The organism is Paraburkholderia sp. 32 (assembly GCF_050435345.1).
Lineage (GTDB): Bacteria > Pseudomonadota > Gammaproteobacteria > Burkholderiales > Burkholderiaceae > Paraburkholderia > Paraburkholderia tuberum.
In genome coordinates this window covers 1685045-1705504 of the sequence record NZ_JBNDKD010000003.1, presented here as the reverse complement: position 1 = coordinate 1705504, position 20460 = coordinate 1685045, and the positions used below count along the sequence as shown (strand labels likewise).

At 64.5% G+C, this 20460-nt stretch carries 18 protein-coding genes and 1 pseudogene; 10 read left to right on the top strand and 9 right to left on the bottom strand.

Translation table 11 applies throughout. From position 1 onward, the window contains the following. Window positions 1-46: 46 nt before the first annotated feature. The 4 genes from OKW26_RS30575 to OKW26_RS30560 all read right to left on the bottom strand — a co-directional run bounded on the left by OKW26_RS30575 (window position 47) and on the right by OKW26_RS30560 (window position 3357). Window positions 47-829 carry a metal ABC transporter permease gene (locus OKW26_RS30575; protein WP_090801692.1) on the bottom strand — a complete coding sequence of 261 codons (783 nt, stop codon included), beginning with the start codon at window positions 827-829 and terminating at the stop codon, window positions 47-49. Next, window positions 822-1772, bottom strand: coding sequence for an ABC transporter ATP-binding protein (locus tag OKW26_RS30570; RefSeq protein WP_429356089.1), 951 nt, complete (start codon window positions 1770-1772; stop codon window positions 822-824). The genes OKW26_RS30575 and OKW26_RS30570 overlap by 8 nt, the downstream gene beginning before the upstream one ends. Beyond that, window positions 1769-2758, bottom strand: coding sequence for a metal ABC transporter solute-binding protein (locus OKW26_RS30565; protein ID WP_429356088.1), 990 nt, complete (start codon window positions 2756-2758; stop codon window positions 1769-1771). The genes OKW26_RS30570 and OKW26_RS30565 overlap by 4 nt, the downstream gene beginning before the upstream one ends. A 101-nt stretch (window positions 2759-2859) precedes the next feature. Next, a complete protein-coding gene (locus OKW26_RS30560; RefSeq protein WP_429356087.1) occupies window positions 2860-3357 on the bottom strand; it encodes a Fur family transcriptional regulator in 498 nt (165 codons plus the stop codon). A 298-nt stretch (window positions 3358-3655) separates the two neighbouring features. On the opposite strand from OKW26_RS30560, the gene OKW26_RS30555 reads away from it, so the two are divergent. From OKW26_RS30555 to OKW26_RS30530, 6 genes are all read left to right on the top strand, one after another. Beyond that, window positions 3656-4435 carry an L-iditol 2-dehydrogenase gene (locus OKW26_RS30555; protein ID WP_184006440.1) on the top strand — a complete coding sequence of 260 codons (780 nt, stop codon included), beginning with the start codon at window positions 3656-3658 and terminating at the stop codon, window positions 4433-4435. A 97-nt stretch (window positions 4436-4532) separates the two neighbouring features. After that, window positions 4533-5855 (top strand): ABC transporter substrate-binding protein, encoded by a 1323-nt coding sequence (locus OKW26_RS30550; RefSeq protein WP_184058281.1) that lies wholly within the window; start codon window positions 4533-4535, stop codon window positions 5853-5855. Between the two features lie 168 nt (window positions 5856-6023). Further along, complete coding sequence (locus OKW26_RS30545) at window positions 6024-6959, top strand: carbohydrate ABC transporter permease (RefSeq protein ID WP_026226016.1); 936 nt, start codon at window positions 6024-6026, stop codon at window positions 6957-6959. Then, window positions 6956-7831 (top strand): carbohydrate ABC transporter permease, encoded by an 876-nt coding sequence (locus OKW26_RS30540; protein ID WP_184058279.1) that lies wholly within the window; start codon window positions 6956-6958, stop codon window positions 7829-7831. The genes OKW26_RS30545 and OKW26_RS30540 overlap by 4 nt, the downstream gene beginning before the upstream one ends. Next, window positions 7828-8529 (top strand): HAD family hydrolase, encoded by a 702-nt coding sequence (locus OKW26_RS30535; protein ID WP_184058277.1) that lies wholly within the window; start codon window positions 7828-7830, stop codon window positions 8527-8529. The genes OKW26_RS30540 and OKW26_RS30535 overlap by 4 nt, the downstream gene beginning before the upstream one ends. Before the next feature lie 87 nt (window positions 8530-8616). After that, a complete protein-coding gene (locus OKW26_RS30530) occupies window positions 8617-9726 on the top strand; it encodes an ABC transporter ATP-binding protein (protein ID WP_184058275.1) in 1110 nt (369 codons plus the stop codon). Window positions 9727-9872: 146 nt separating this feature from the next. On the opposite strand, the gene OKW26_RS30525 is transcribed toward OKW26_RS30530, so the two are convergent. The 5 genes from OKW26_RS30525 to dalD all read right to left on the bottom strand — a co-directional run bounded on the left by OKW26_RS30525 (window position 9873) and on the right by dalD (window position 15445). Then, window positions 9873-10160, bottom strand: coding sequence for a contact-dependent growth inhibition system immunity protein (locus tag OKW26_RS30525; RefSeq protein ID WP_184058273.1), 288 nt, complete (start codon window positions 10158-10160; stop codon window positions 9873-9875). A 9-nt stretch (window positions 10161-10169) separates the two neighbouring features. Then, window positions 10170-11003 (bottom strand): RNase A-like domain-containing protein, encoded by an 834-nt coding sequence (locus OKW26_RS30520; RefSeq protein WP_184058612.1) that lies wholly within the window; start codon window positions 11001-11003, stop codon window positions 10170-10172. Window positions 11004-11449: 446 nt separating this feature from the next. Further along, window positions 11450-12397 carry a sugar-binding transcriptional regulator gene (locus tag OKW26_RS30515; RefSeq protein ID WP_187616383.1) on the bottom strand — a complete coding sequence of 316 codons (948 nt, stop codon included), beginning with the start codon at window positions 12395-12397 and terminating at the stop codon, window positions 11450-11452. A 77-nt stretch (window positions 12398-12474) separates the two neighbouring features. Then, on the bottom strand, window positions 12475-13956 hold the full coding sequence (gene xylB, locus OKW26_RS30510; RefSeq protein ID WP_429356086.1) for a xylulokinase: 1482 nt from the start codon (window positions 13954-13956) through the stop codon (window positions 12475-12477). 67 nt (window positions 13957-14023) lie between these two features. After that, complete coding sequence (gene dalD / locus OKW26_RS30505) at window positions 14024-15445, bottom strand: D-arabinitol 4-dehydrogenase (protein ID WP_429356085.1); 1422 nt, start codon at window positions 15443-15445, stop codon at window positions 14024-14026. A 378-nt stretch (window positions 15446-15823) separates the two neighbouring features. Here dalD and OKW26_RS30500 point away from each other — a divergent pair. The 4 genes and pseudogenes from OKW26_RS30500 to OKW26_RS30485 all read left to right on the top strand — a co-directional run bounded on the left by OKW26_RS30500 (window position 15824) and on the right by OKW26_RS30485 (window position 20444). After that, window positions 15824-16802: pseudogene (locus OKW26_RS30500) on the top strand (AraC family transcriptional regulator). 111 nt (window positions 16803-16913) lie between these two features. After that, complete coding sequence (locus tag OKW26_RS30495; RefSeq protein ID WP_429356084.1) at window positions 16914-17867, top strand: substrate-binding domain-containing protein; 954 nt, start codon at window positions 16914-16916, stop codon at window positions 17865-17867. 62 nt (window positions 17868-17929) lie between these two features. Next, window positions 17930-19450 carry a sugar ABC transporter ATP-binding protein gene (locus OKW26_RS30490; protein WP_429356083.1) on the top strand — a complete coding sequence of 507 codons (1521 nt, stop codon included), beginning with the start codon at window positions 17930-17932 and terminating at the stop codon, window positions 19448-19450. After that, window positions 19437-20444, top strand: a complete 1008-nt coding sequence (locus OKW26_RS30485) for an ABC transporter permease (RefSeq protein ID WP_184058264.1) — start codon at window positions 19437-19439, stop codon at window positions 20442-20444. Before OKW26_RS30490 ends, OKW26_RS30485 begins: the two co-directional genes overlap by 14 nt. The last annotated feature ends 16 nt before the right edge of the window (window positions 20445-20460 follow it).

Sequence of the window (20460 nt, the reverse complement as noted above, 5' to 3'; positions counted from 1 at the left end):
CACTTCATGTGCCGCCGTTTTTTCATTTGATCGGCGTAAGCGCCGCTCAATGCCGCTTCAACAGACTCCCGCCATACACCACCGCCGACAGCGCGGTGATCCAGAAGCTCGTCGGGCAATCGGTATAGAACGCGAGCGTCAGCCCGAGCCACGCCTGCGCAAGCGCGAACACGGCCGCGAGCACGAGACCCGTCGACAGCCGCGTGCTCAGGTTCTGCGCGGCGGCGGCCGGCCCCACCATCAGCGTGAACACGAGCAGCACGCCGACGATCTGCGTGCAAGCGGCGACGGCCAGCGCGGCGATCGCGAGAAACAGCACCGACACGCGGCGCAGCGATACGCCCTTCGCTTCGGCCAGCTCCGGTTGCAGCGACGCGAACAGCAGCGGCCGCATGATGGCCGCGAGCGCGGCCAGACTGACGACGCCCAACGCCGCGAGCACACCGAGCGTCGCTGCATTGACGCCGAGCACGTTGCCAAACAGCAGCGCCGTCACCTGCGTCGCGTAGGCGGTGAAGAAATGCAGAAACAGCAGCCCAAAGCCGAGCGACAAGGAAAGGATTACGCCGATCGCGACGTCGCGGCCGGCGAGCCGTTCGCCGAGCGCGCCCATGCCCACACCGGCCGCGAGCGTGAAGCCGATCATCCCCCAGATAGGCGAGATGCCGATCAGCACCGCGCCGGTCGCGCCGGTGAAGCCGACGTGCGACAGCGCGTGGCCCGCGAACGTCTGTCCGCGCATCACGAGAAAATAGCCGACCACGCCTGCCAGCACCGCGACGATCCCCGAGGCCGCGAAGGCGTTCACCATGAAATCGTATTCAAACATCGTGCGTGTGTCCGTCGCGTGAGTCGTGCGGGTCTGGGCGACTGTGTGAGTGGCCGTGAGAATGCGTATGTCCGCCGTCCTCGTCGTGTTCGTGCCCGTGATCGTGCTTCTCGACTTCGACGCCGCCCGACATCACGAAGATGCGGCCGTTCACGCGCATCACGTCGATCGGCGAGCCGTACAGACGCGACAGCACCGGCCGTGTGATCACTTCGTCGACGGTGCCGAGCGCCGCGACGCCGCTGCCGAGATACAGCACGCGATCGATCGAGTTCAGCAGCGGATTGAGTTCGTGCGCGGAGAACAGCACCGCGATGCCGAGCTCCTGCTGCACGCGCCGCACCAGTTCGACGACGCTCTTCTGGTGATGCGGATCGAGACTGATCAACGGTTCATCGAGCAGCAGCAGTTTCGGATTGCCGAGCAGGCATTGCGCGAGCAGGAGCCGCTGCCGTTCGCCGCCCGACAACTCCGACAGTGGCCGCTTCGACAGAGTCGTCCCGCCGACGAGCTCGAGCACCCGATCGACGTCCGCGCGCGTTTTTGCATCCGCATGCGGCAAGCCCCAGCGATGACCATCGGCTGCCATCGCGACCAGATCGCGGCCGCGCACGCGACGGCCGGCGAGCGCGCTGCGCGTCTGCGGCATATAGCCGATCGACGCGTTGCCGCGCTCGACCGTCTGCCCGAGCACGCGGATCGCGCCGCCCGCGGCCGGCACGAGGCCGAGCACCGCGCGCATCAGCGTCGTCTTGCCCGCGCCGTTGGGCCCGAGCACGCCGATGAACTCGCCCTGGTTCACGACGAAGCTGGTGTCGCGCAGGATCGTGCGGCCGCCCAGATCGAGCGTCACGTTGTCGAGTTCGAGCACGGGCCGGTCGCCGCGCGCGGTGGGTGCGCCTGATTGCGCACCTGCTGGCGTTTGATGGCCAGTCGGAATCATGGAGCCTTGCCTTTCGCGCTCGCGCTGGTCGCGCCGATCGCGCCGTTCGTGTCACCCGCCGCGAGCGCTTTCTGCAACGCATCGAGCTGCGTCAGCATCCACGTCTGATAGGTCTTGCCGGGCGGCAGGGTTTCGGTGACGCTCATCGTCGGTACCTTCGATTGTTGCGCGAGCTTCAGCATGCGTTTGGTCAGCGCCTCGGTGGCCTGGCTGTTATAGATCAGCACGCGCACGCGCCGCTCACGCAGATCGCGTTCGAACGCGGCGATATCGGCCGCGCTCGCTTCGGTGTCGTTCATCGTGGCGAGCTGGAAGCGCTGGTTGCGCATGGCGAGGCCAATCGCGTCAGACATATAGCCGAACACCGGCTCCGTCGCCGTGACCGGCAAGCCCGCATAGCGGCCGTGCAGCTCGGCGACCTTCGCGTCGATCGGCTTCAGCGAATCGAGAAACTTCGCGAGGTTCGCATCGTACGCCGGCTTGTGCGCCGGGTCAGCAGCGCCGAGTGCGTCGCAGACCGCGCGCGCGACTTTCGGCATCGTCGCCGGGTCGTACCACAGGTGCGGATTGTCGCCGCCTTTTTTGCCGACGAGGTCGGCCGCGACGATCACCGTGCGATGCGCGCCTTTCGAGGCGGCCAGCAGCTTCACCATCCACGGATCGTAGTCGGCGCCGTTGTAGACGACGAGGCTCGCGTGCTGCAACGCGCGCGCGGTGGCCGGGCTCGCTTCGAACAGATGCGGGTCCTGGTCCGGGTTGCTGAGGATGCTGGTCACGTCGACCCGATCGCCGCCGAGTTGCCGGACCACGTCGCCATAAAAGTTCTCCGCGGCGACGACCGGAATTTTCGCGTCGGCGGCGAACGCGTTGTGGCCGAAGCCGAGCGCCGCGATCGCGAGCAGGCAGGTGCACAGATGGGTGCGCACAGACGTCGAACGCTTCAGCGCGCGGTGCGCTCTGGACAACATCAAGCCGATTGTTTTCATCGTTGTTTCCTGCTGGGTGAGAGTTGAATCAGCCACTCGCGGTGGCAAGGCCAAATACGGGGTGGCACGGGGTGGTGCTTAGCGCGGCGCCGCGCCTCTGATCACGACGAAGTGCCTGCTGCGCCGCCGGCGCCGCCAGGCTTCGCCGCTCGCGCACATGGCCCGCACAGTCCACTTAGCTCGATCACCTGACGATGCACCTCGAAGCCATGCGCGGGTGCGCTGTGCGACAGGCGGTCGGCGAGTTCGTCGCCGGGAATCTCGACAGTCGCGCCGCAACCGTCGCACATCAGGAACTGGCTGCGATGCGGCACGCCGATTTCGCAGCAGGCGACGAACGCGTTCTTCGATTCGATCCGGTGCACGAAGCCGTGCGCGACGAGGAAGTCGAGCGCGCGATAGACGGTGGTCGGCGACATGCGACCGCGCTCGGGGGCGAGCGCGTCGAGCAACTCGTACGCGCCGACCGGCCGCTCGCTCGCGACGATCGCCGCGTACACCTGGCGGCGCAGCGGCGTCAGCGCGAGCCCCTGCGCCGCGGCGTGCGCGTCCGCATGCGCGAGCCGCATCGCGTGCTGTTCGGCGAGCGAGGTAGTCATCGGCGTGAATCTCCTGACATGGCGGCCCCCGAGCGGGCTGCAAGGTCGAAATGATATAACGTAGCGCGATTTTTTGTCAGCGGTGCGAATCCTCGCACGACGGCACGCAGCGAACGCGTCGTGGCGACCCATCGCGCAATGGGCTTGCTCCTGCCGCGCTGCACCATCGAAATTCGTCCGCGTGCCTTGACATGATCCGGTCCGTATCCGATCATTCGATCACTAGCCGAGCAATTGTTCGCGCGATGAGCGTTCGCTCACCGCGCGCCAAAATGTAAAAACGAAGCGGAGACAGGCAGTGGCACGATTGCAGGACAAAGTCGCCATTCTGACGGGCGCGGCCAGCGGTATCGGTGAAGCGGTAGCCCTGCGCTATCTCGACGAGGGCGCGCGCTGCGTGCTGGTCGACGTGAAGCCGACCGACAGCCTCGGCGGCGCGCTGCGCGGCATCTACGGCGAGCGCGTGTTGAGCGTCAGCGCCGACGTCCGGCGCCGCGAGGACATCGAGCGCATCGTCACGAGCACGCTCGGCTGCTTCGGCCAGATCGACATCCTGTTCAACAATGCGGCGCTGTTCGACATGCGCCCGCTCCTCGACGAATCCTGGGACGTGTTCGACCGCCTGTTCGCGGTCAACGTGAAGGGCATGTTCTTCCTGATGCAGGCGGTCGCGCGGCAGATGGTCGAACAGGGCCGCGGCGGCAAGATCATCAATATGTCGTCGCAGGCCGGGCGGCGCGGCGAGGCGCTCGTGTCGCACTACTGCGCGACCAAGGCGGCGGTGTTGAGCTATACGCAGTCCGCGGCGCTCGCGCTCGCGCCGCATAAGATCAATGTGAACGGCATCGCGCCGGGCGTCGTCGACACGCCGATGTGGAACGAGGTCGACGCGCTGTTCGCGCGCTACGAGAACCGGCCGCTCGGCGAGAAGAAGCGCCTCGTCGGCGAGGCCGTGCCGCTCGGCCGCATGGGCGTGCCCGACGACCTGACCGGCGCCGCGCTGTTCCTCGCGTCGGCCGATGCCGACTACATCACCGCGCAGACGCTGAACGTCGACGGCGGCAACTGGATGAGCTGAATAAAGAGCAGGGAGCGGGCACGTTGACTGCTCTGAGCGGCGCGTCATTCCGTCAAACGAACGCAGCATCACATAACGTACGAGAAAGGAGACAACGATGAAACCAGCTTTCAAATTCGTGCTGAAGGCGGCCGGTGCCGGCGCGGCCACCTGCTTCGCGCTGAGCGCATCGGCGGCGACGGTGACGATCGCGACGCTGAACAATCCGGACATGATCGAGTTGAAGAAGCTGTCGCCCGCGTTCGAAAAAGCGAATCCGGACATCAAGCTGAACTGGGTGATCCTCGAGGAAAACGTGCTGCGTCAGCGCGCGACGACCGACATCACGACCGGCAGCGGCCAGTTCGACGTAATGACGATCGGCGCGTATGAAACGCCGCAATGGGGCAAGCGCGGCTGGCTCGCGCCGATCACGAACCTGCCGGCGAGCTATGACCTCAACGACGTCGTGAAGACGGCCCGCGACGGCCTGTCCGCGAACGGCCAGCTGTACGCGCTGCCGTTCTACGTCGAGAGCTCGATGACCTATTACCGCAAGGATCTGTTCGACAAGGCCGGTCTGAAGATGCCCGACCAGCCGACCTACGACCAGATCGCCCAATTCGCCGACAAGCTCACCGACAAGTCCAAGGAGCAATACGGCATCTGCCTGCGCGGCAAGGCGGGCTGGGGCGAGAACATGGCGTACGCCACGACGGTCGTGAACACCTTCGGCGGCCGCTGGTTCGACGAGAAGTGGAACGCGCAGCTGACCTCGCCGGAATGGAAGAAGGCGATAACGTTCTACGTCGATCTGCTGAGGAAGGACGGTCCTCCGGGAGCGAGCTCGAACGGCTTCAACGAAAACCTGACGCTGATGTCGTCGGGCAAGTGCGCGATGTGGATCGACGCGACGGTCGCGGCCGGCATGCTCTACAACAAGCAGCAGTCGCAGATCGCCGACAAGGTCGGCTTCGCGGCCGCGCCGATCGAGGTCACGCCGAAGGGCTCGCACTGGCTGTGGGCGTGGGCGCTCGCGATTCCGAAGTCGTCGAAGCAGCAAGATGCGGCGAAGAAGTTCATCGAGTGGTCGACCTCGAAGGAGTACATTGAAATGGTCGCGAAGGATGAGGGCTGGGCCTCGGTGCCGCCGGGCACGCGCGAGTCCACCTACGCGCGCCCCGAGTACAAGCAGGCCGCGCCGTTCGGCGACTTCGTGCTAAAGGCGATCCAGACCGCCGACCCGGATCATCCGACCTTGAAGCCTGTCCCGTACACGGGTGTGCAGTTCGTCGGAATTCCCGAATTCCAGTCGTTCGGCACGGTGGTCGGGCAGAGCATCTCCGGCGCGATCGCCGGTCAGATGACGGTCGACCAGGCACTCGCGGCCGGCAACGCGGCCGCGAATCGCGCGGTCAAGCAGGCGGGTTATCAGAAGTAACCCGGCAGGCCCGCCGCATCGACCGATGCGGCTCATGCAGCAGGGCGGCCGTTCGTCTGCGCCCGATGCGATGCGGCGCGTGTCGTGCGCCATTCAGGCACGGCACGCCGCGTCGCACATACGCGGCTCCGGCGAACGCTCCGCGCATTACCGAACAGGTGGTCCATCATGCGTCCTTTGCGCCTACCTCTGATGCAAACCCATCCCCAGACAGAAAAAGAACGCGAGGAGCGTAAGGCCAATTCGGCCCGCTGGCTCGTGGCGCCGTCGGTCGGCGTGCTCGTGCTGTGGATGGTCATCCCGCTCGCGATGACGATCTGGTTCTCGTTCTCGCACTACAACCTGCTCAATCCCGATCTGCGCGGCTTCGCCGGCTTCGACAACTACCGCTATCTCGCGACCGATCCGTCGTTCGGTCCGTCGATCGCGCATACGATCGAGCTGATCGTATGGGTGCTCGTGATCACCGTGGGCGGCGGCGTGCTGATGGCGATCCTGTTCGATCGCAAGTTCTACGGGCAGGGCGTGGCCCGCCTGCTCGCGATCGGGCCGTTCTTCGTGATGCCGACGGTCAGCGCGCTGATCTGGAAGAACATGATTCTGCACCCGGTGTACGGCCTCGTCGCGCAGGGCATGCGCGCGCTCGGCATGCAGCCGATCGACTGGTTCGCCGACTATCCGCTCACCGCGGTGATCATGATCGTCGCGTGGCAGTGGCTGCCGTTCGCGTTCCTGATCCTGTTCACGTCGATCCAGTCGCTCGATCAGGAGCAGAAGGAAGCCGCGAAGATCGACGGCGCCGGTCCGTTCTCGATGTTCTTCTACATCACGCTGCCGCACCTGCGACGTGCGATCGCGGTCGTCGTGATGATGGAGACGATTTTCCTGCTGTCGATCTTCGCCGAGATCTATACGACCACGGGCGGCGGTCCGGGCAACGCGACCACCACCCTGTCGTACCTGATCTTCGCGCTGGGCCTGCAACAGTTCGACGTCGGTCTCGCCTCGGCGGGCGGTATTCTCGCGGTCGTGCTGGCCAACATCGTGTCGATCTTCCTCGTGCGGATGCTCGCGAAGAACCTGAAAGGGGAGTACGAAAAATGAGCCACGTTGCCTCCACTACGGCATCGACGACGCAGCCGGTCGCGGTGCCGACCAAATCGCCGTTCGACACGATTCGTCGCGGCATTCCCGGCGTGATCGCGTGGCTCGTCGCGCTGCTGCTGTTCTTCCCGATCTTCTGGATGACAATCACCGCGTTCAAGACCGAGCAGCAGGCCTATGCGTCGTCGCTGTTTTTCGTGCCGACGCTCGACAGCTTCCGCGAGGTGTTCGCGCGCAGCAACTACTTCGCGTTCGCGTGGAACTCGATACTGATCTCGGTCGGCGTCACACTGCTGTGCCTGATCCTCGCGGTGCCGTGCGCGTACGCGATGGCGTTCTTCCCGACGCGCCGCACGCAGAAAGTGCTGCTGTGGATGCTGTCGACGAAGATGATGCCGTCGGTCGGCGTGCTGGTGCCGATCTATCTGCTGTGGAAAAACACCGGCCTTCTGGATACCGTGTCGGGCCTGATCATCGTCTACACGCTGATCAATCTGCCGATCGCGGTCTGGATGGCGTTCACGTACTTCGCCGAGATTCCGCGCGACATTCTCGAAGCCGGGCGCATCGACGGCGCGGCGACGTGGCAGGAGATCGTCTATCTGCTGATGCCGATGGCGCTGCCCGGGCTCGCGTCGACCGCGCTGTTGCTCGTGATCCTGGCGTGGAACGAGGCGTTCTGGAGCATCAACCTGTCGAGCTCGAACGCGGCGCCGCTGACCGTGTTCATCGCGTCGTATTCGAGTCCTGAAGGTTTGTTCTGGGCCAAGTTGTCGGCCGCTTCGTTGCTGGCGGTCGCGCCGATCCTGATCGTCGGCTGGCTGTCGCAGAAGCAGTTGGTGCGCGGGCTCACGTTCGGGGCCGTCAAATGACGGCTGGCCCGGGCATCGCGCGCTATGCGTTGATTTGCGATTGCGACGGCGTGCTGATCGACAGCGAAGCGGTGGCCGCGCGCATGCTGGTGCGCGAACTCGAGGCGCGCTGGCCCGGCATCGACGCCGCGCCGGTCGTGCTGCCGCTGCTCGGGCTGCGCATCGAGCGCGTGTTGCAGGACACCGCGACTCAGCTCGGCAAACAACTCGGCGCCGACGATATCGATGCGATCCGCCGCGCGGTCGAAGCGGCGGCGATCGAGGCGCCCGCCGTCGATGGCATCGAGATGGCGCTGACCCAGGTGCCGCTCGTCAAAGGCTGCGCGAGCAATAGCTTCCGGCCCTACGTCGAGACGGTGCTGGCGCGCACGGGCCTGAAGCGTTTCTTCGGCGAGCGGCTGTTCTGCGCCGATGCGGTGCCGAATCCGAAGCCCGCGCCGGACGTGTACCTGGCGGCGGCGCAAGGCTTCGGGCTCGCGCCGGGTGCGTGCCTCGTCGTCGAGGACAGCGTGACCGGCGTCACGGCGGCGGCCACGGCGGGCATGGCGGTGCTGGGGTTTATCGGCGGCGGTCATGCGAGCGATGCGCAGATCGATCGATTGCACGCGGCGGGCGCGCGTCATGTGTTCGAGGACATGCGGCAGTTGCCCGACCTCGTCGCGCAATGGACGCTCTCCGCGACGGCCGCGGCGCCATGAGCGCACGAATGCACGCGACGTGACACGGCATCAGGTAGCAGCACGAAGTAACGAGCAGCATCGAACAGCATTACACGGAGACACATCATGGCAAGCGTAACCTTGCGCGACATCAGAAAGGCCTACGACGACAACGAAGTGATGCGCGACATCAATCTCGACATCGCCGATGGCGAGTTCGTCGTGTTCGTCGGGCCGAGCGGTTGCGGCAAATCGACCCTGATGCGGATGATCGCGGGCCTCGAGGACATCACGGGCGGCGATCTGAACATCGACGCCGTGCGCATGAACGACGTGCCGCCGGCCAAGCGCGGCATCGCGATGGTGTTCCAGTCGTACGCGCTGTATCCGCACATGACGCTGTACGACAACATGGCGTTCGGCCTGAAGCTTGCCGGCGCGAAGAAGCCGGAGATCGACTCAGCCGTGCGCAACGCGGCGAAGATCCTGCACATCGACCATCTGCTCGATCGCAAGCCGAAGCAGCTGTCGGGTGGCCAGCGTCAGCGCGTCGCGATCGGCCGCGCGATCACGCGCAAGCCGAAGGTGTTTCTGTTCGACGAGCCGCTGTCGAATCTCGACGCCGCGCTGCGCGTGAAGATGCGCCTCGAGTTCGCGCGCCTGCACGACGAACTGAAGACGACGATGATCTACGTGACGCACGACCAGGTCGAGGCGATGACTTTGGCCGACAAGATCGTCGTGTTGTCGGCGGGCAATCTGGAGCAGGTCGGCAGTCCGACGATGCTGTATCACGCGCCGGCGAACCGCTTCGTCGCCGGCTTCATCGGCTCGCCGAAGATGAACTTCATGGAAGGCGTCGTGCAGTCGGTGTCGCATGACGGCGTCTCGGTGCGTTACGAGACCGGCGAGACGCAGCGCGTGTTGGTCGAGCCGGGCGCGGCCAAGCAGGGCGACAAGGTGACGGTCGGCATCCGCCCCGAGCATCTGCACGTCAGCACGACCGAGGATGGTATCGAGGCACGCACGATGACGGTCGAATCGCTCGGCGATGCCGCGTATCTGTACGCGGAGTCGAGCGTCGCGCCCGATGGGTTGATCGCGCGGATTCCGCCGCTCGAACGGCATGCGAAGGGCAATACGCAGAAGCTGGGCGCGACGCCCGAGCATTGCCATCTGTTCGACAGCGAAGGCAAGGCGTTCCAGCGCAAGATTGTTGAGGTGCTGGCGGCGTGATCGCGCGATGACGCATTGCATAAGCAGGCGGCGCACGCAAGGCGCTGTCCGTGGAAGGTGTTAGGCGCGTTCGCTTGCCAAGGTGAAACGAACGCACGAAAAACCTACCGGACGGCGGGGAGTCGTCCGGTTCGGGGAAAACGAGGTTACTCGCTCATGAGACGCTTAAGTTCATTAAGAAAAGACTCGGTGGTGTGTCCCCACAGTGTCGGATCAAAACCCGCTCCATAGCTTGTTTCGAACGCAGAATCCAGATCGGTCGAGTGCTCATCCATGAACGAATTGATTTCACGAATCAAATCCGAATATGTGTGGGGACTGTCCTTCTTGTAACAAGCCACGATTTCAGCAATGGTTTCGCCAAACAGGTCAAAATCCTGACCAAAATACACGTGGAATATGCGGCGCATCGCCGGGTAGCGTTCGGGCGACATCGTTTCCCTTCAGTCAATGTAAGCGGTAAGCACGTAATATGACATGCCATTATAGGGTTCGTACTTTAGAAAGACTGTAACCCTGTTCATCTTCGTTAGCTTTCCTGTTGCCCTCGATATCCCATATCCAACGTCACCCGCGACGTGCTTAATCAGTGTGAGAGTAATATCTCGCGTCGGATTCTGCGCCCACGTGCGGATTCTACCTACGTTTGAAGACATAACTTCCGATATAGCCCATTCCGCAGTCCCGCGGCTTGTGAACGACGACACGATTTTCCGCTTCGGCTCATTTACCAATCTTTCCCGCAACTGCGCTTCGGTCCGTCCGACATGTTTCAAGAGCGTATGTCCACCGATCCGGCTGCCCGCCTTCGCCTCATGCATGTCCAGGTTGATCCGGCCCATCGTGACGCGCGCAGCGCGTGCCGCCTTGATCGAGCCGGCAAAGCCGAATGGCACGGCGATATCGAGCGACAGGCCGATATTGTTCGCCATGTCGGGGCTCGCCTTCATCGCTTCAGCGAGTTTCGTCGTGCCCTGCTGGGTCAGCGTGGCCGTATCCTGACCAGTCCAGACCTGCCGCAGGCCCGCCGCCGCCGAGTCCGAACCATGTACCCCGAACACGACACACCCGGCTTTGCTCGCCATCGTCGGGTCGGGCAAAACGCACAGCGCACCCGCACCGACCATTTCCAGCACGCCGCCGACGAGCTGTAACCCGCCCCAAAGCCGGTTGGAAAGCATCTCGGTCTGGCTGATCGACTGGCGGGATAGCACGGCCGCGAGTTGCGGAGCGCTCAGTACAACCTTCACTCCGTCGGCATTATCTGCACCGGGCATATCGAACCCCTCTGATGTTTTTATGGGGTTCCGATGCTGCCGTGCGGACCGTCTCTCAAGATTCGGACGACTCCGAATTTTCCGTAGCCCGATGCACGAGACCCGTTCTGCATCAAGCAGGAATAGCCGCAGCATGATGCTCGCCGTGACTGTTTCGTCATAACGGCGCTACAGGCAGGGAATCGACATTTGATTCGGGTACTGTGATAAGTAGTGGAGATGGTCAATATTTCTGTATCTGGCTTGAAGATGAAGACTGATTTGGCAAGCGAGTAGACAATCGCTCTGGATAGATTAAACAGAAGGCACGCTTCTTCTGCGGGCGCTTTTTTATGCCTTGCATTGAAAGAATCATGCGTGTCAAAGACACGCACTACAGATCGTCAAGCGTGAGCGGTGCTTGCGGGCGTTGACGCGATAGAGCGCGACCGGCACGCATTCGAAACTCACGCCTCCAACGCCGCCCGCGCGCACACCTCGTCGGTCACGAGCCCCGACAACCATCCCCCCTTGAGCACCGCGATCAGCGCCTCGCGCTTACGCAGCCCGCCCGCGAAGCCGATGGTCGGCCGGCGTGGCGGCGTGTCGAGCGCGATGCTCGTCACGCGTCGGCCGGTCGGCGATTCGACGTGCGCGCCGGCCGCATCGATCGGCAGGCCGAGCATTTCGGCGACCGCGCCGTTGTGCATCAACTCGTTCACCTCGCCTTCCGTGATGAAGCCGTCCTCGTGCAACGGACAGGTCATCCCAATGTTGCCGATGCCGACGAACGCGACATCGGCCTGCGCCGACAGCGATTCGACGATCCGATAGAGACGGTGATTGCACCACTGCGCGCGCTCGGCCTCGCTGTCGGCGAGCAGCGGCGCGGGCAGCAGAAAATGCTTGCCCCCGGTCTTTTCGGAAATGTGCAGCGCGACGTCGTAGCGGTTCGAGGAGCCGTCCTGCGCGATCGCGCCGACCATCGATACCAGCCGATGCTGCGGACGGTCTAGCTGCGCGATCTGATCGACCGCGGCCTTCAGCGTGCGGCCGCTGCTGACCGCGACGACCATCGGCTTTTCCTCGCTCAGATAGCGCTCCATCACCTGCGCGCCGGCCACCGCGAGCTTACGGTCGACTTCCTCGGAGGTATCGCCATCGATCGGCACGATCTCGCACATGCTGAGGCCATAGCGCTTCGACAGCTGATCGGCGAGCGACAGGCAATCAGCGAGCTTGTGATCGACCCGCACGCGGATCAGGTTCTTTTCGACCGCGAACGCGACGAGCCGCTGCGCGACCGGCCGCGATACCTGCAGCTTCTCGGCGATTTCGTTCTGGGTATTGCCCGCGACGTAATAAAGCCACGCGGCGCGTGTGGCGAGATCGAGTTTTTCTGTGGACCTGGGCACGATGAGGTTTCGGTTGAAGTGCGCCGATGATAGCGGCCGGCGGCGCGTCTGTCGCGCGGGCCGGCCGCGGTTGACGCTCAGGCGAGCGGTGCGCGCGCGGGATCGAACAGCGGCCGTACGTGGCGATACAGCGCGCGATACGCTTCGAGCCGGGTGCGCAATTGCGCGTGGCGGCGCGGATTCGGCGTGAACTCCTTTTCGACAGGCGGCTTGGTCAGCACGGTGGCCGGCTCGCCACCGGCGGCGAGCCAGCCGAGACGCGCCGCGCCGAGCGCCGCGCCGGTTTCGCCGCCGCCGTGCTTGACGGTGACGGTGTCGAGCGCATCGGCGAGCAACTGGGCCCAGTAGTCGCTGCGTGCGCCGCCGCCGAGCAGCGACAACACCTTCGCCTCGGTGCCGGCCGCGCGCAGCGCGTCGAGGCCGTCGGTCAGCGCGAGCGTCACGCCTTCGAGCACCGCGTAGCCGAGCAGCGCGCGGTCGGTTGCGTGAGTCATGCCGAAGAATACGCCTTGCGCATAGGGGTCGTTGTGCGGCGTGCGCTCGCCCGACAGATACGGCAAAAAGAGCGGCGCGGTGCTCAAGGCCTCGGCGGGCAGCGCCTCGATTTCGGCGAGCAGCGTCGGCTCGTCGGTCGACGTCAGCTTGCAGACCCAGCGCAAACAGCTCGCCGCCGACAGCACCACGCTCATCTGATGCCAGCGGTCCGGGATCGCATGACAGAACGCGTGCACGGCGGAGGCCGGGTTCGGGCGGAAGCTGTCGCCGACCACGCACAGCACGCCCGAGGTGCCCAACGACACGAAGCCGTCGCCCGGTTGCGTCGCGCCGATGCCGATCGCGCTGGTCGCGTTGTCGCCGCCGCCGGCCGCGACGATCACGTCGTCGCGCAGGCCGAATTCGCGCGCGAGTTCCGCCAGCAGCGTGCCGGCCGGCGCGCTGCCTTCGCGCAGCGCCGGCATCTGCGCGCGCGTCATGTTGCAGGCCGCGAGCAGCGAATCGGACCAATCGCGTTTCGCGACGTCGAGCCACAATGTGCCGGCCGCGTCCGATGGATCGGACACCTTGCCGCCCGTCAGTTGCAGGCGCAGATAGTCTTTCGGCAGCAGCACGCAGGCAGTCCTCACGAAAATCTCCGGCTCGTGACGCGCGACCCACAGCAGCTTCGGCGCCGTGAAACCGGGCATCGCCAGATTGCCGGCGACGCTGTGCAGTTCCGGCGCGCGCTCGGTCAGTTCCGCGCACTCCTTGTCACTGCGCATGTCGTTCCACAGGATCGCGGGCCGCAGCACGCGGTTTTCCGCGTCGAGCAGCACCGCGCCGTGCATCTGCCCCGACAGGCCGATGCCGCGAATCCGCGCGAATTCGTCGGGATGACGCGCGCGCAACGCGGCGAGCGCCGTGCGCGTGCCGGCCCACCAGTCTTCGGGATTCTGCTCGGCCCAGCGCTGGTGCGGACGCGAAACGGTGAACGGCGAGCCTGCGGTGCCGATCACGCGGCCGTCGGAGGCGAGCAGCAGAACTTTCACTTCGGACGTGCCGAGGTCGATGCCAAGGTACATGGGAGCGAAACCTTCGTCGTTGGGGATGCGCTACTTTAGCGGTTCATCGCGCGCGCTGTCATGCGCATTAAGCCTGGCTAGTCGCGCCGCGTTCGGCGAGCCATGCGTCGACCCGCGCGAGCGCGTCCGCGAGCGCCGCTTCGAGCTCGGGCGTCTGCGCCATGCCGCCCCACAGCAGCCGGTCGGCCGCGAACGCGCGCAGCGGATCGGGCGCCGTGAAAAAGGCGTGCGCGACGCGCTCTTCCATCACGCCGTCCTGATACGCGTAGGGCAGCTTGCCCGTGTGCCAGCGTTCCAGAAAGCGGAAGAACAACGCGGGCAGCATCGCGCTCGCCGCCGGCGTGACGCCGCGCTCGAAGCATTCGGCGAGTGTCGGCGCGATGAAGCCGGGCAACTTCGAGAAGCCGTCGGCGGCGACGCGCTGGTTCGTGTCGAGGATATGCGGGTTGCTGAAGCGCTCGAGCACGACGTCGCGATAGCGTTCGAGATCGAGCGGACTCGGTGTCAGACACGGGATCACGTCCTCGGTCACGTAGTCGTACGCGAACTGGCGGATGTCGGCGTCGAGCGTGCCTTCGTGGATGTAGTTCAGGCCGACCAGCGTGCCCGCCCACGCGATGCAGCTATGCGTCGCGTTGAGAATGCGGATCTTCGCTTCCTCGTACGGCAGCACCGAATCGACGAGTTCCGCGCCGACCTTCTCCCAGGCGGGCCGTCCCGCGATGAAGCGGTCTTCGATCACCCACTGGATGAACGCCTCGCCCATCACCGGACTCGCGTCGTCGACGCCGGTCGCGGCCTTCACGCGCTCGCGCACGTCGGGCGTCGGACGCGGCGTGATGCGATCGACCATCGAACACGGGCATGACGTGTTGTCGTCGAACCATTGCGCGAGTTCGTTCGCGCCGCGTCGTTCGAGAAACTCGCTCATGCCCGCATGAAAGCGCTCGCCGTTGCTGCGCAGGTTGTCGCAGGTCTGCAGCGTGACGGGTCCCGCGCCGCGCTTCACGCGCGCGTCGAGAATCGCCGCGAGCGCGCCGTAGATCGTCGTGTGGCCGCCGGCGAGGTCGGCGGCGAGATCGGCATTCGCGGTGTCGAGCCGGTCGTGTTCGTCGAGGTAATAGCCGCCTTCGGTCACGGTGAACGCGATGATCTTGCAAGCCGGATCGGCGCCCGCTTCGATCAGTCCGTCGAGGCTTTCGCTCCACGGCAGCACGCGCTCGATCGAGCGGATCGTCTCGTAGGCGCGCTCGCCTTGCGGCGTGACGGTTTCGAGCGTGTAGACGCCGTTCTGCGCGGCGAGCGCTTCGAGCACCGGGTTCATGTCGCCGCGGATATTGCCCACGCTCAGCGACCAGCGCGGCTCGCCGGCCGTGCTCGCTTCGTTCAGCCGGTGCAGATACCACGCCTGATGCGCGCGATGAAACGATCCCGCGCCGATGTGCAGGATCACGTGTGCGGCCGCGCCGCTGCCTTGCCCGCTGTTCATGTTGTGTCTCCAAAAACTTGTCCGCGGCGCTCGCGGCGCGCGTTCTGTGCGTGCAGAGCATTTGCTCTGTATGTGAGCGAATGATCGTACCCGGAGAAACGAAAGTCAAGGCAAGGGGACGGGCTTTTGATGGCGCAGCGCGGCATGGGCGATGCGCCGGCGGCAGCGACGAGCAACCGAGGCGAGAAAACGAGTCGCGCCACTCATATTGCATTGCATCAAATTTGACCGCGCACACGTCGGGGCTAACCCGAATACAAAAAAGTATCGGTCCGCGGTTTCTTTTAAAGTGGTCGCCAACGCGTTTGGCGGTTACTTTTCGCTTTACAAGATCAAGATCGGCGGCGCCTCCCGCGCGCCGCTTCATGGAGGCAGACAGTGCAACCTGATCTCGAAATCGTGGCCGTACGCCACGACGAATCGTTCAAAGTGTGGTCGCATGGCTATCCGTATCGCACGGTGCGCTGGCACTTTCATCCGGAGTACGAAATCCATCTGATCGTCGCGACGACCGGCAAGATGTTCGTCGGCGATCACATCGGCAGCTTCGCGCCTCGGCAACCTCGTGTTGATGGGGCCGAACCTGCCGCACAACTGGGTCAGCGACGTGCCCGAAGGCGAGAGCGTCGCGCAGCGCAATCTGGTCGTGCAGTTTGGCCAGGAGTTCGTATCGAACTGTCTCGAGAGTTTTCCGGAGTGGCGTCAGGTCGAGGCGCTGCTCGCCGATGCGCGTCGCGGCCTGTCGTTCGGCCTGGAGACATCCGCGCAGATCAAGCCGCTCTTTCTCGAACTGCTCGCGGCGCGCGGGCTGCGCCGGCTCGTGCTGTTCATGTCGATGCTCGAGATCCTGATCAACGCGCCGGATCGCGACACGCTCGCGAGTCCCGCTTATCAGGCCGATCCGACCAGCTTCGCGGCGACCCGCATCAATCACGTGCTCGCGTATATCGGCAAGAACCTCGCGAACGAGTTGCGCGAGTCGGAGCTTGCGCAACTCGCCGGCCAGAGCGTCAGCGCGTTTTCGCGATATTTCCGCCGCCATACCGGGCTGCCGTTCGTGCAGTACGTGAACCGCATGCGCATCAATCTCGCGTGCCAGTTGCTGACCGACGGCGAACTGAGCGTGACCGACATCTGCTTCAAGGCGGGCTTCAACAACCTGTCGAATTTCAACCGGCAGTTTCTTGCGATGAAGGGCATGGCGCCGTCGACGTTTCGCCGTTATCAGCAACTGAACGATGCGAGCCGCGATGCTTCCGAGCAGGCGGCCGCGCATGGCAGGGGCATCGACAACGCGCCGGCGATCGTGCTCGCGCCGGGCTTGTCGCGTAGCGGCGTCGCGTACCCGGTCACATAGTGCCCATCCGGTAGTTCACAGCTTTATTCAACTCGCGTTTCAACACGCATCGATCGCGCTGTGCGCCCACAGCGCGAGGGGGCGTGCTCACTTCAAAAAATGGAGACAACCATGAAGCCGTCTACTCTTTCGCTCAACCCTTCGATGATGTTCGCGCGCCGTGTCGCCGCGCTCGCGTTCGGTTTGTCGCTAGTCGCTGTGTCGGCCGCGCAGACCGCGCAGGCCGCGCCGCTCAAAATCGGCATGACGTTCCAGGAACTGAACAATCCGTACTTCGTGACGATGCAGAAAGCGCTGAACGACGCGGCCGCGTCGACCGGCGCGACGGTCGTCGTCACCGACGCGCATCACGACGTCAGCAAGCAGGTCAGCGACGTCGAAGACATGCTGCAAAAGAAAATCGACATCCTGCTCGTCAATCCGACCGACTCGACCGGCATCCAGTCGGCGGTCGTGTCGGCGAAGAAGGCGGGCGTCGTCGTGGTCGCGGTCGATGCGAACGCGAACGGTCCGGTCGATTCGTTCGTCGGCTCGAAGAACTACGACGCGGGCGTGATGGCGTGCGACTACCTCGCGAAGTCGATCGGCGGCAGCGGCGAAGTGGCGATTCTCGACGGCATTCCGGTCGTGCCGATTCTCGAACGCGTGCGCGGCTGCAAGGCGGCGCTCGCGAAGTCGCCGGGCGTGAAGCTCGTCGATACGCAGAACGGCAAGCAGGAACGCGCGACCGCGTTGTCCGTCACCGAGAACATGATCCAGGCGCATCCGAATCTGAAGGGCGTGTTCAGCGTGAACGACGGCGGCTCGATGGGCGCGCTGTCGGCGATCGAATCGTCGGGCAAGGACATCAAGCTGACGAGCGTCGACGGCGCACCGGAAGCGATCGCCGCGATCCAGAAGCCGAATTCGAAATTCGTCGAGACGTCCGCGCAATTCCCGGCCGACCAGGTGCGCATCGCGCTCGGCATCGCGCTCGCGAAGAAGTGGGGCGCCAATGTGCCGAAAGCGATTCCGGTCGACGTGAAGATGATCGACAAGAGCAACGCCAAGGGCTTCAGCTGGTAATGCAAGCGCAGGCTGCCGCGCGTGCGGATCATGCGCGGCGGCGCGCGGCACAGGAACATGCGATGGACACGATTCTGAAGCTCGACAACATCAGCAAGAGCTTTCCCGGCGTGAAGGCGCTGCAAGGCATTCACCTCGAGATCGCGCGCGGCGAGATTCACGCGCTGCTCGGCGAGAACGGCGCGGGCAAGTCGACGCTGATGAAGATTCTGTGCGGTATCTACCAGCCCGACGAAGGCTCGATCACGCTCGACGGCGAGCAACGCCACTTCGCGAACTATCACGACGCGGTGGCCGCGGGCGTCGGTATCGTGTTTCAGGAGTTCAGCCTGATTCCGTATCTGAACGCGGTGGAGAACATGTTTCTCGGCCGTGAATTGCGCAATCGTTTCGGTCTGCTCGAACGCGGCAGAATGCGGCGCGCGGCGGCGCGGATTTTTGAGCGGCTTGGCGTAGCGATCGATCTGTCGGTGCAGATCCGGGAACTGTCGGTAGCGCAGCAGCAGTTCGTCGAAATCGGCAAGGCGTTGTCGCTCGATGCGCGCGTGCTGATTCTCGACGAACCGACCGCGACGCTGACGCCCGCCGAGGCCGCGCATCTGTTCACGATCATGCGCGAGCTGAAGCAGCAGGGCGTCGCGATGATCTTCATCTCGCACCACCTCGAAGAGATTTTCGAGGTGTGCGACCGCATCACGGTGCTGCGCGACGGCCAGTACGTCGGCATGACCGAGGTCGCGCAATCCGACGTGGGCCGGCTCGTGCAGATGATGGTGGGACGCCGCATCGAAAGCAGCTTTCCGCCGAAGCCGACGCCGCGCGCCGACGCGAAGGTCGTGCTCGACGTCGTGCGCTTGCAGCTGTTCAAAGACAGCCCCGAGCTGAGCTTCACGCTGCGCGAGGGCGAGATTCTCGGCTTCGCGGGACTCGTCGGTTCGGGGCGCACCGAGACCGCGCTCGCGGTGATCGGCGCGGACCGTGCGTACGCGAAGGAAATTCGCGTCAACGGCGCGGCCGCGAAGCTCGCCGATCCGGCTGATGCGCTGCGCGCGGGCGTCGGCATTCTGCCCGAGAGCCGCAAGACCGAAGGGCTCATTACCGAGTTCTCGATCAAGCAGAACATCTCGATCAACAACCTCGGCAAGTACCGGTCGCTACGTTTCTTCATCGACCAACGTAGCGAAGCGCGCGCGACCGCCGACATCATGAAGCGCGTCGGCGTGAAGGCCCCAACGATGCACACCGAAGTCGCGACGCTGTCGGGCGGCAATCAGCAGAAGGTCGTGATCGCGCGCTGGCTCAATCACCACACCAACATCCTGATCTTCGACGAACCGACGCGCGGCATCGACGTCGGCGCGAAGGCCGAAATCTATCTGCTGATGCGCGAACTGACCGCGCGCGGCTACTCGATCATCATGATCTCGTCCGAGTTGCCGGAGATCGTCGGCATGTGCGACCGCGTCGCCGTATTCCGGCAGGGCCGCATCGAAGCGCTGCTCGAAGGCGACGCGATCGAATCGAATGCCGTGATGACCTATGCGACCGCCGGTTCGGCTGGAGCCTCTCATGAACATGCCTAATCCTTTCTCTTCGCCGAAAACATCGAGTGTCAACAGCGACACGCCGGGCGCGCCGGTGCGCTTCACGTGGGCCGCGCTCAAGCGCTCGACGCTGTTCTATCCGTTCATCGGCCTGCTGGTCGTCTGCATCGTGATGGTGTTCGCGAGCGACAGCTTTCTGTCGGCCGCGAACATCGAGAACGTGCTGCGCCAGGTGTCGATCAACGCGATCATCGCGGTCGGCATGACCTGCGTGATCCTGACGGGCGGCATCGATCTGTCGGTCGGCTCGGTGATGGCGCTCTCGGGCACGCTGTCGGCCGGGCTGATGGTCGCCGGCATGAATGGGGTGGCCGCGCTTGCGGTCGGCCTCGCGGTCGGTCTCGGCTTCGGCGCGGCCAACGGCTTTTTCGTCGCGTTCGCCGGCATGCCGCCGATCATCGTCACACTCGCGACGATGGGTATCGCGCGCGGCCTCGCACTGATCTACACGGGCGGCTACCCGATCGACGGTCTGCCCGACTGGGTCAGCTTCTTCGGCAGCGGCAAGATTCTCGGCGTCCAGGCACCGGTCGTGATCATGGCGGTGATCTATCTGATCGCGTGGGTGCTGCTCGAACGGATGCCGTTTGGCCGCTACGTGTATGCGATCGGCGGTAACGAGCAGGCGACGCGATTGTCCGGCGTGCGCGTCGCGCGCGTGAAGCTGATCGTCTACACGATCGCCGGCTTGACGTCAGCGTTTGCCGCGATCGTGCTGACCGCGCGCCTGATGAGCGGCCAGCCGAACGCGGGCGTCGGTTTCGAACTCGACGCGATCGCCGCCGTCGTGATGGGCGGCACGTCGATCTCCGGTGGGCGCGGCTCGATCATCGGCACGCTGATCGGCGCGCTGTTACTCGGCGTCCTGAATAACGGCCTGAACATGGTCGGCGTGAATCCATACGTGCAGAACGTGATCAAGGGCGGAATCATTCTGCTCGCGATCTATATCAGCCGCGACCGTAGAAAGTAACGCTCGCTTCCCACAT

Coding starts and splice junctions, on each gene's coding strand:
- OKW26_RS30565 (WP_429356088.1), bottom strand. CDS start 2,758: ATGAAAACAATCGGCTTGATGTTGTCCAGAGCGCACCGCGCGCTGAAG.
- OKW26_RS30525 (WP_184058273.1), bottom strand. CDS start 10,160: ATGTCGCCCGAACGCTACCCGGCGATGCGCCGCATATTCCACGTGTAT.
- OKW26_RS30550 (WP_184058281.1), top strand. CDS start 4,533: ATGAAACCAGCTTTCAAATTCGTGCTGAAGGCGGCCGGTGCCGGCGCG.
- OKW26_RS30540 (WP_184058279.1), top strand. CDS start 6,956: ATGAGCCACGTTGCCTCCACTACGGCATCGACGACGCAGCCGGTCGCG.
- OKW26_RS30485 (WP_184058264.1), top strand. CDS start 19,437: ATGAACATGCCTAATCCTTTCTCTTCGCCGAAAACATCGAGTGTCAAC.
- OKW26_RS30575 (WP_090801692.1), bottom strand. CDS start 829: ATGTTTGAATACGATTTCATGGTGAACGCCTTCGCGGCCTCGGGGATC.
- OKW26_RS30495 (WP_429356084.1), top strand. CDS start 16,914: ATGAAGCCGTCTACTCTTTCGCTCAACCCTTCGATGATGTTCGCGCGC.
- xylB (WP_429356086.1), bottom strand. CDS start 13,956: ATGTACCTTGGCATCGACCTCGGCACGTCCGAAGTGAAAGTTCTGCTG.
- dalD (WP_429356085.1), bottom strand. CDS start 15,445: ATGAACAGCGGGCAAGGCAGCGGCGCGGCCGCACACGTGATCCTGCAC.
- OKW26_RS30520 (WP_184058612.1), bottom strand. CDS start 11,003: ATGCCCGGTGCAGATAATGCCGACGGAGTGAAGGTTGTACTGAGCGCT.
- OKW26_RS30490 (WP_429356083.1), top strand. CDS start 17,930: ATGGACACGATTCTGAAGCTCGACAACATCAGCAAGAGCTTTCCCGGC.
- OKW26_RS30545 (WP_026226016.1), top strand. CDS start 6,024: ATGCGTCCTTTGCGCCTACCTCTGATGCAAACCCATCCCCAGACAGAA.
- OKW26_RS30535 (WP_184058277.1), top strand. CDS start 7,828: ATGACGGCTGGCCCGGGCATCGCGCGCTATGCGTTGATTTGCGATTGC.
- OKW26_RS30570 (WP_429356089.1), bottom strand. CDS start 1,772: ATGATTCCGACTGGCCATCAAACGCCAGCAGGTGCGCAATCAGGCGCA.
- OKW26_RS30530 (WP_184058275.1), top strand. CDS start 8,617: ATGGCAAGCGTAACCTTGCGCGACATCAGAAAGGCCTACGACGACAAC.
- OKW26_RS30560 (WP_429356087.1), bottom strand. CDS start 3,357: ATGACTACCTCGCTCGCCGAACAGCACGCGATGCGGCTCGCGCATGCG.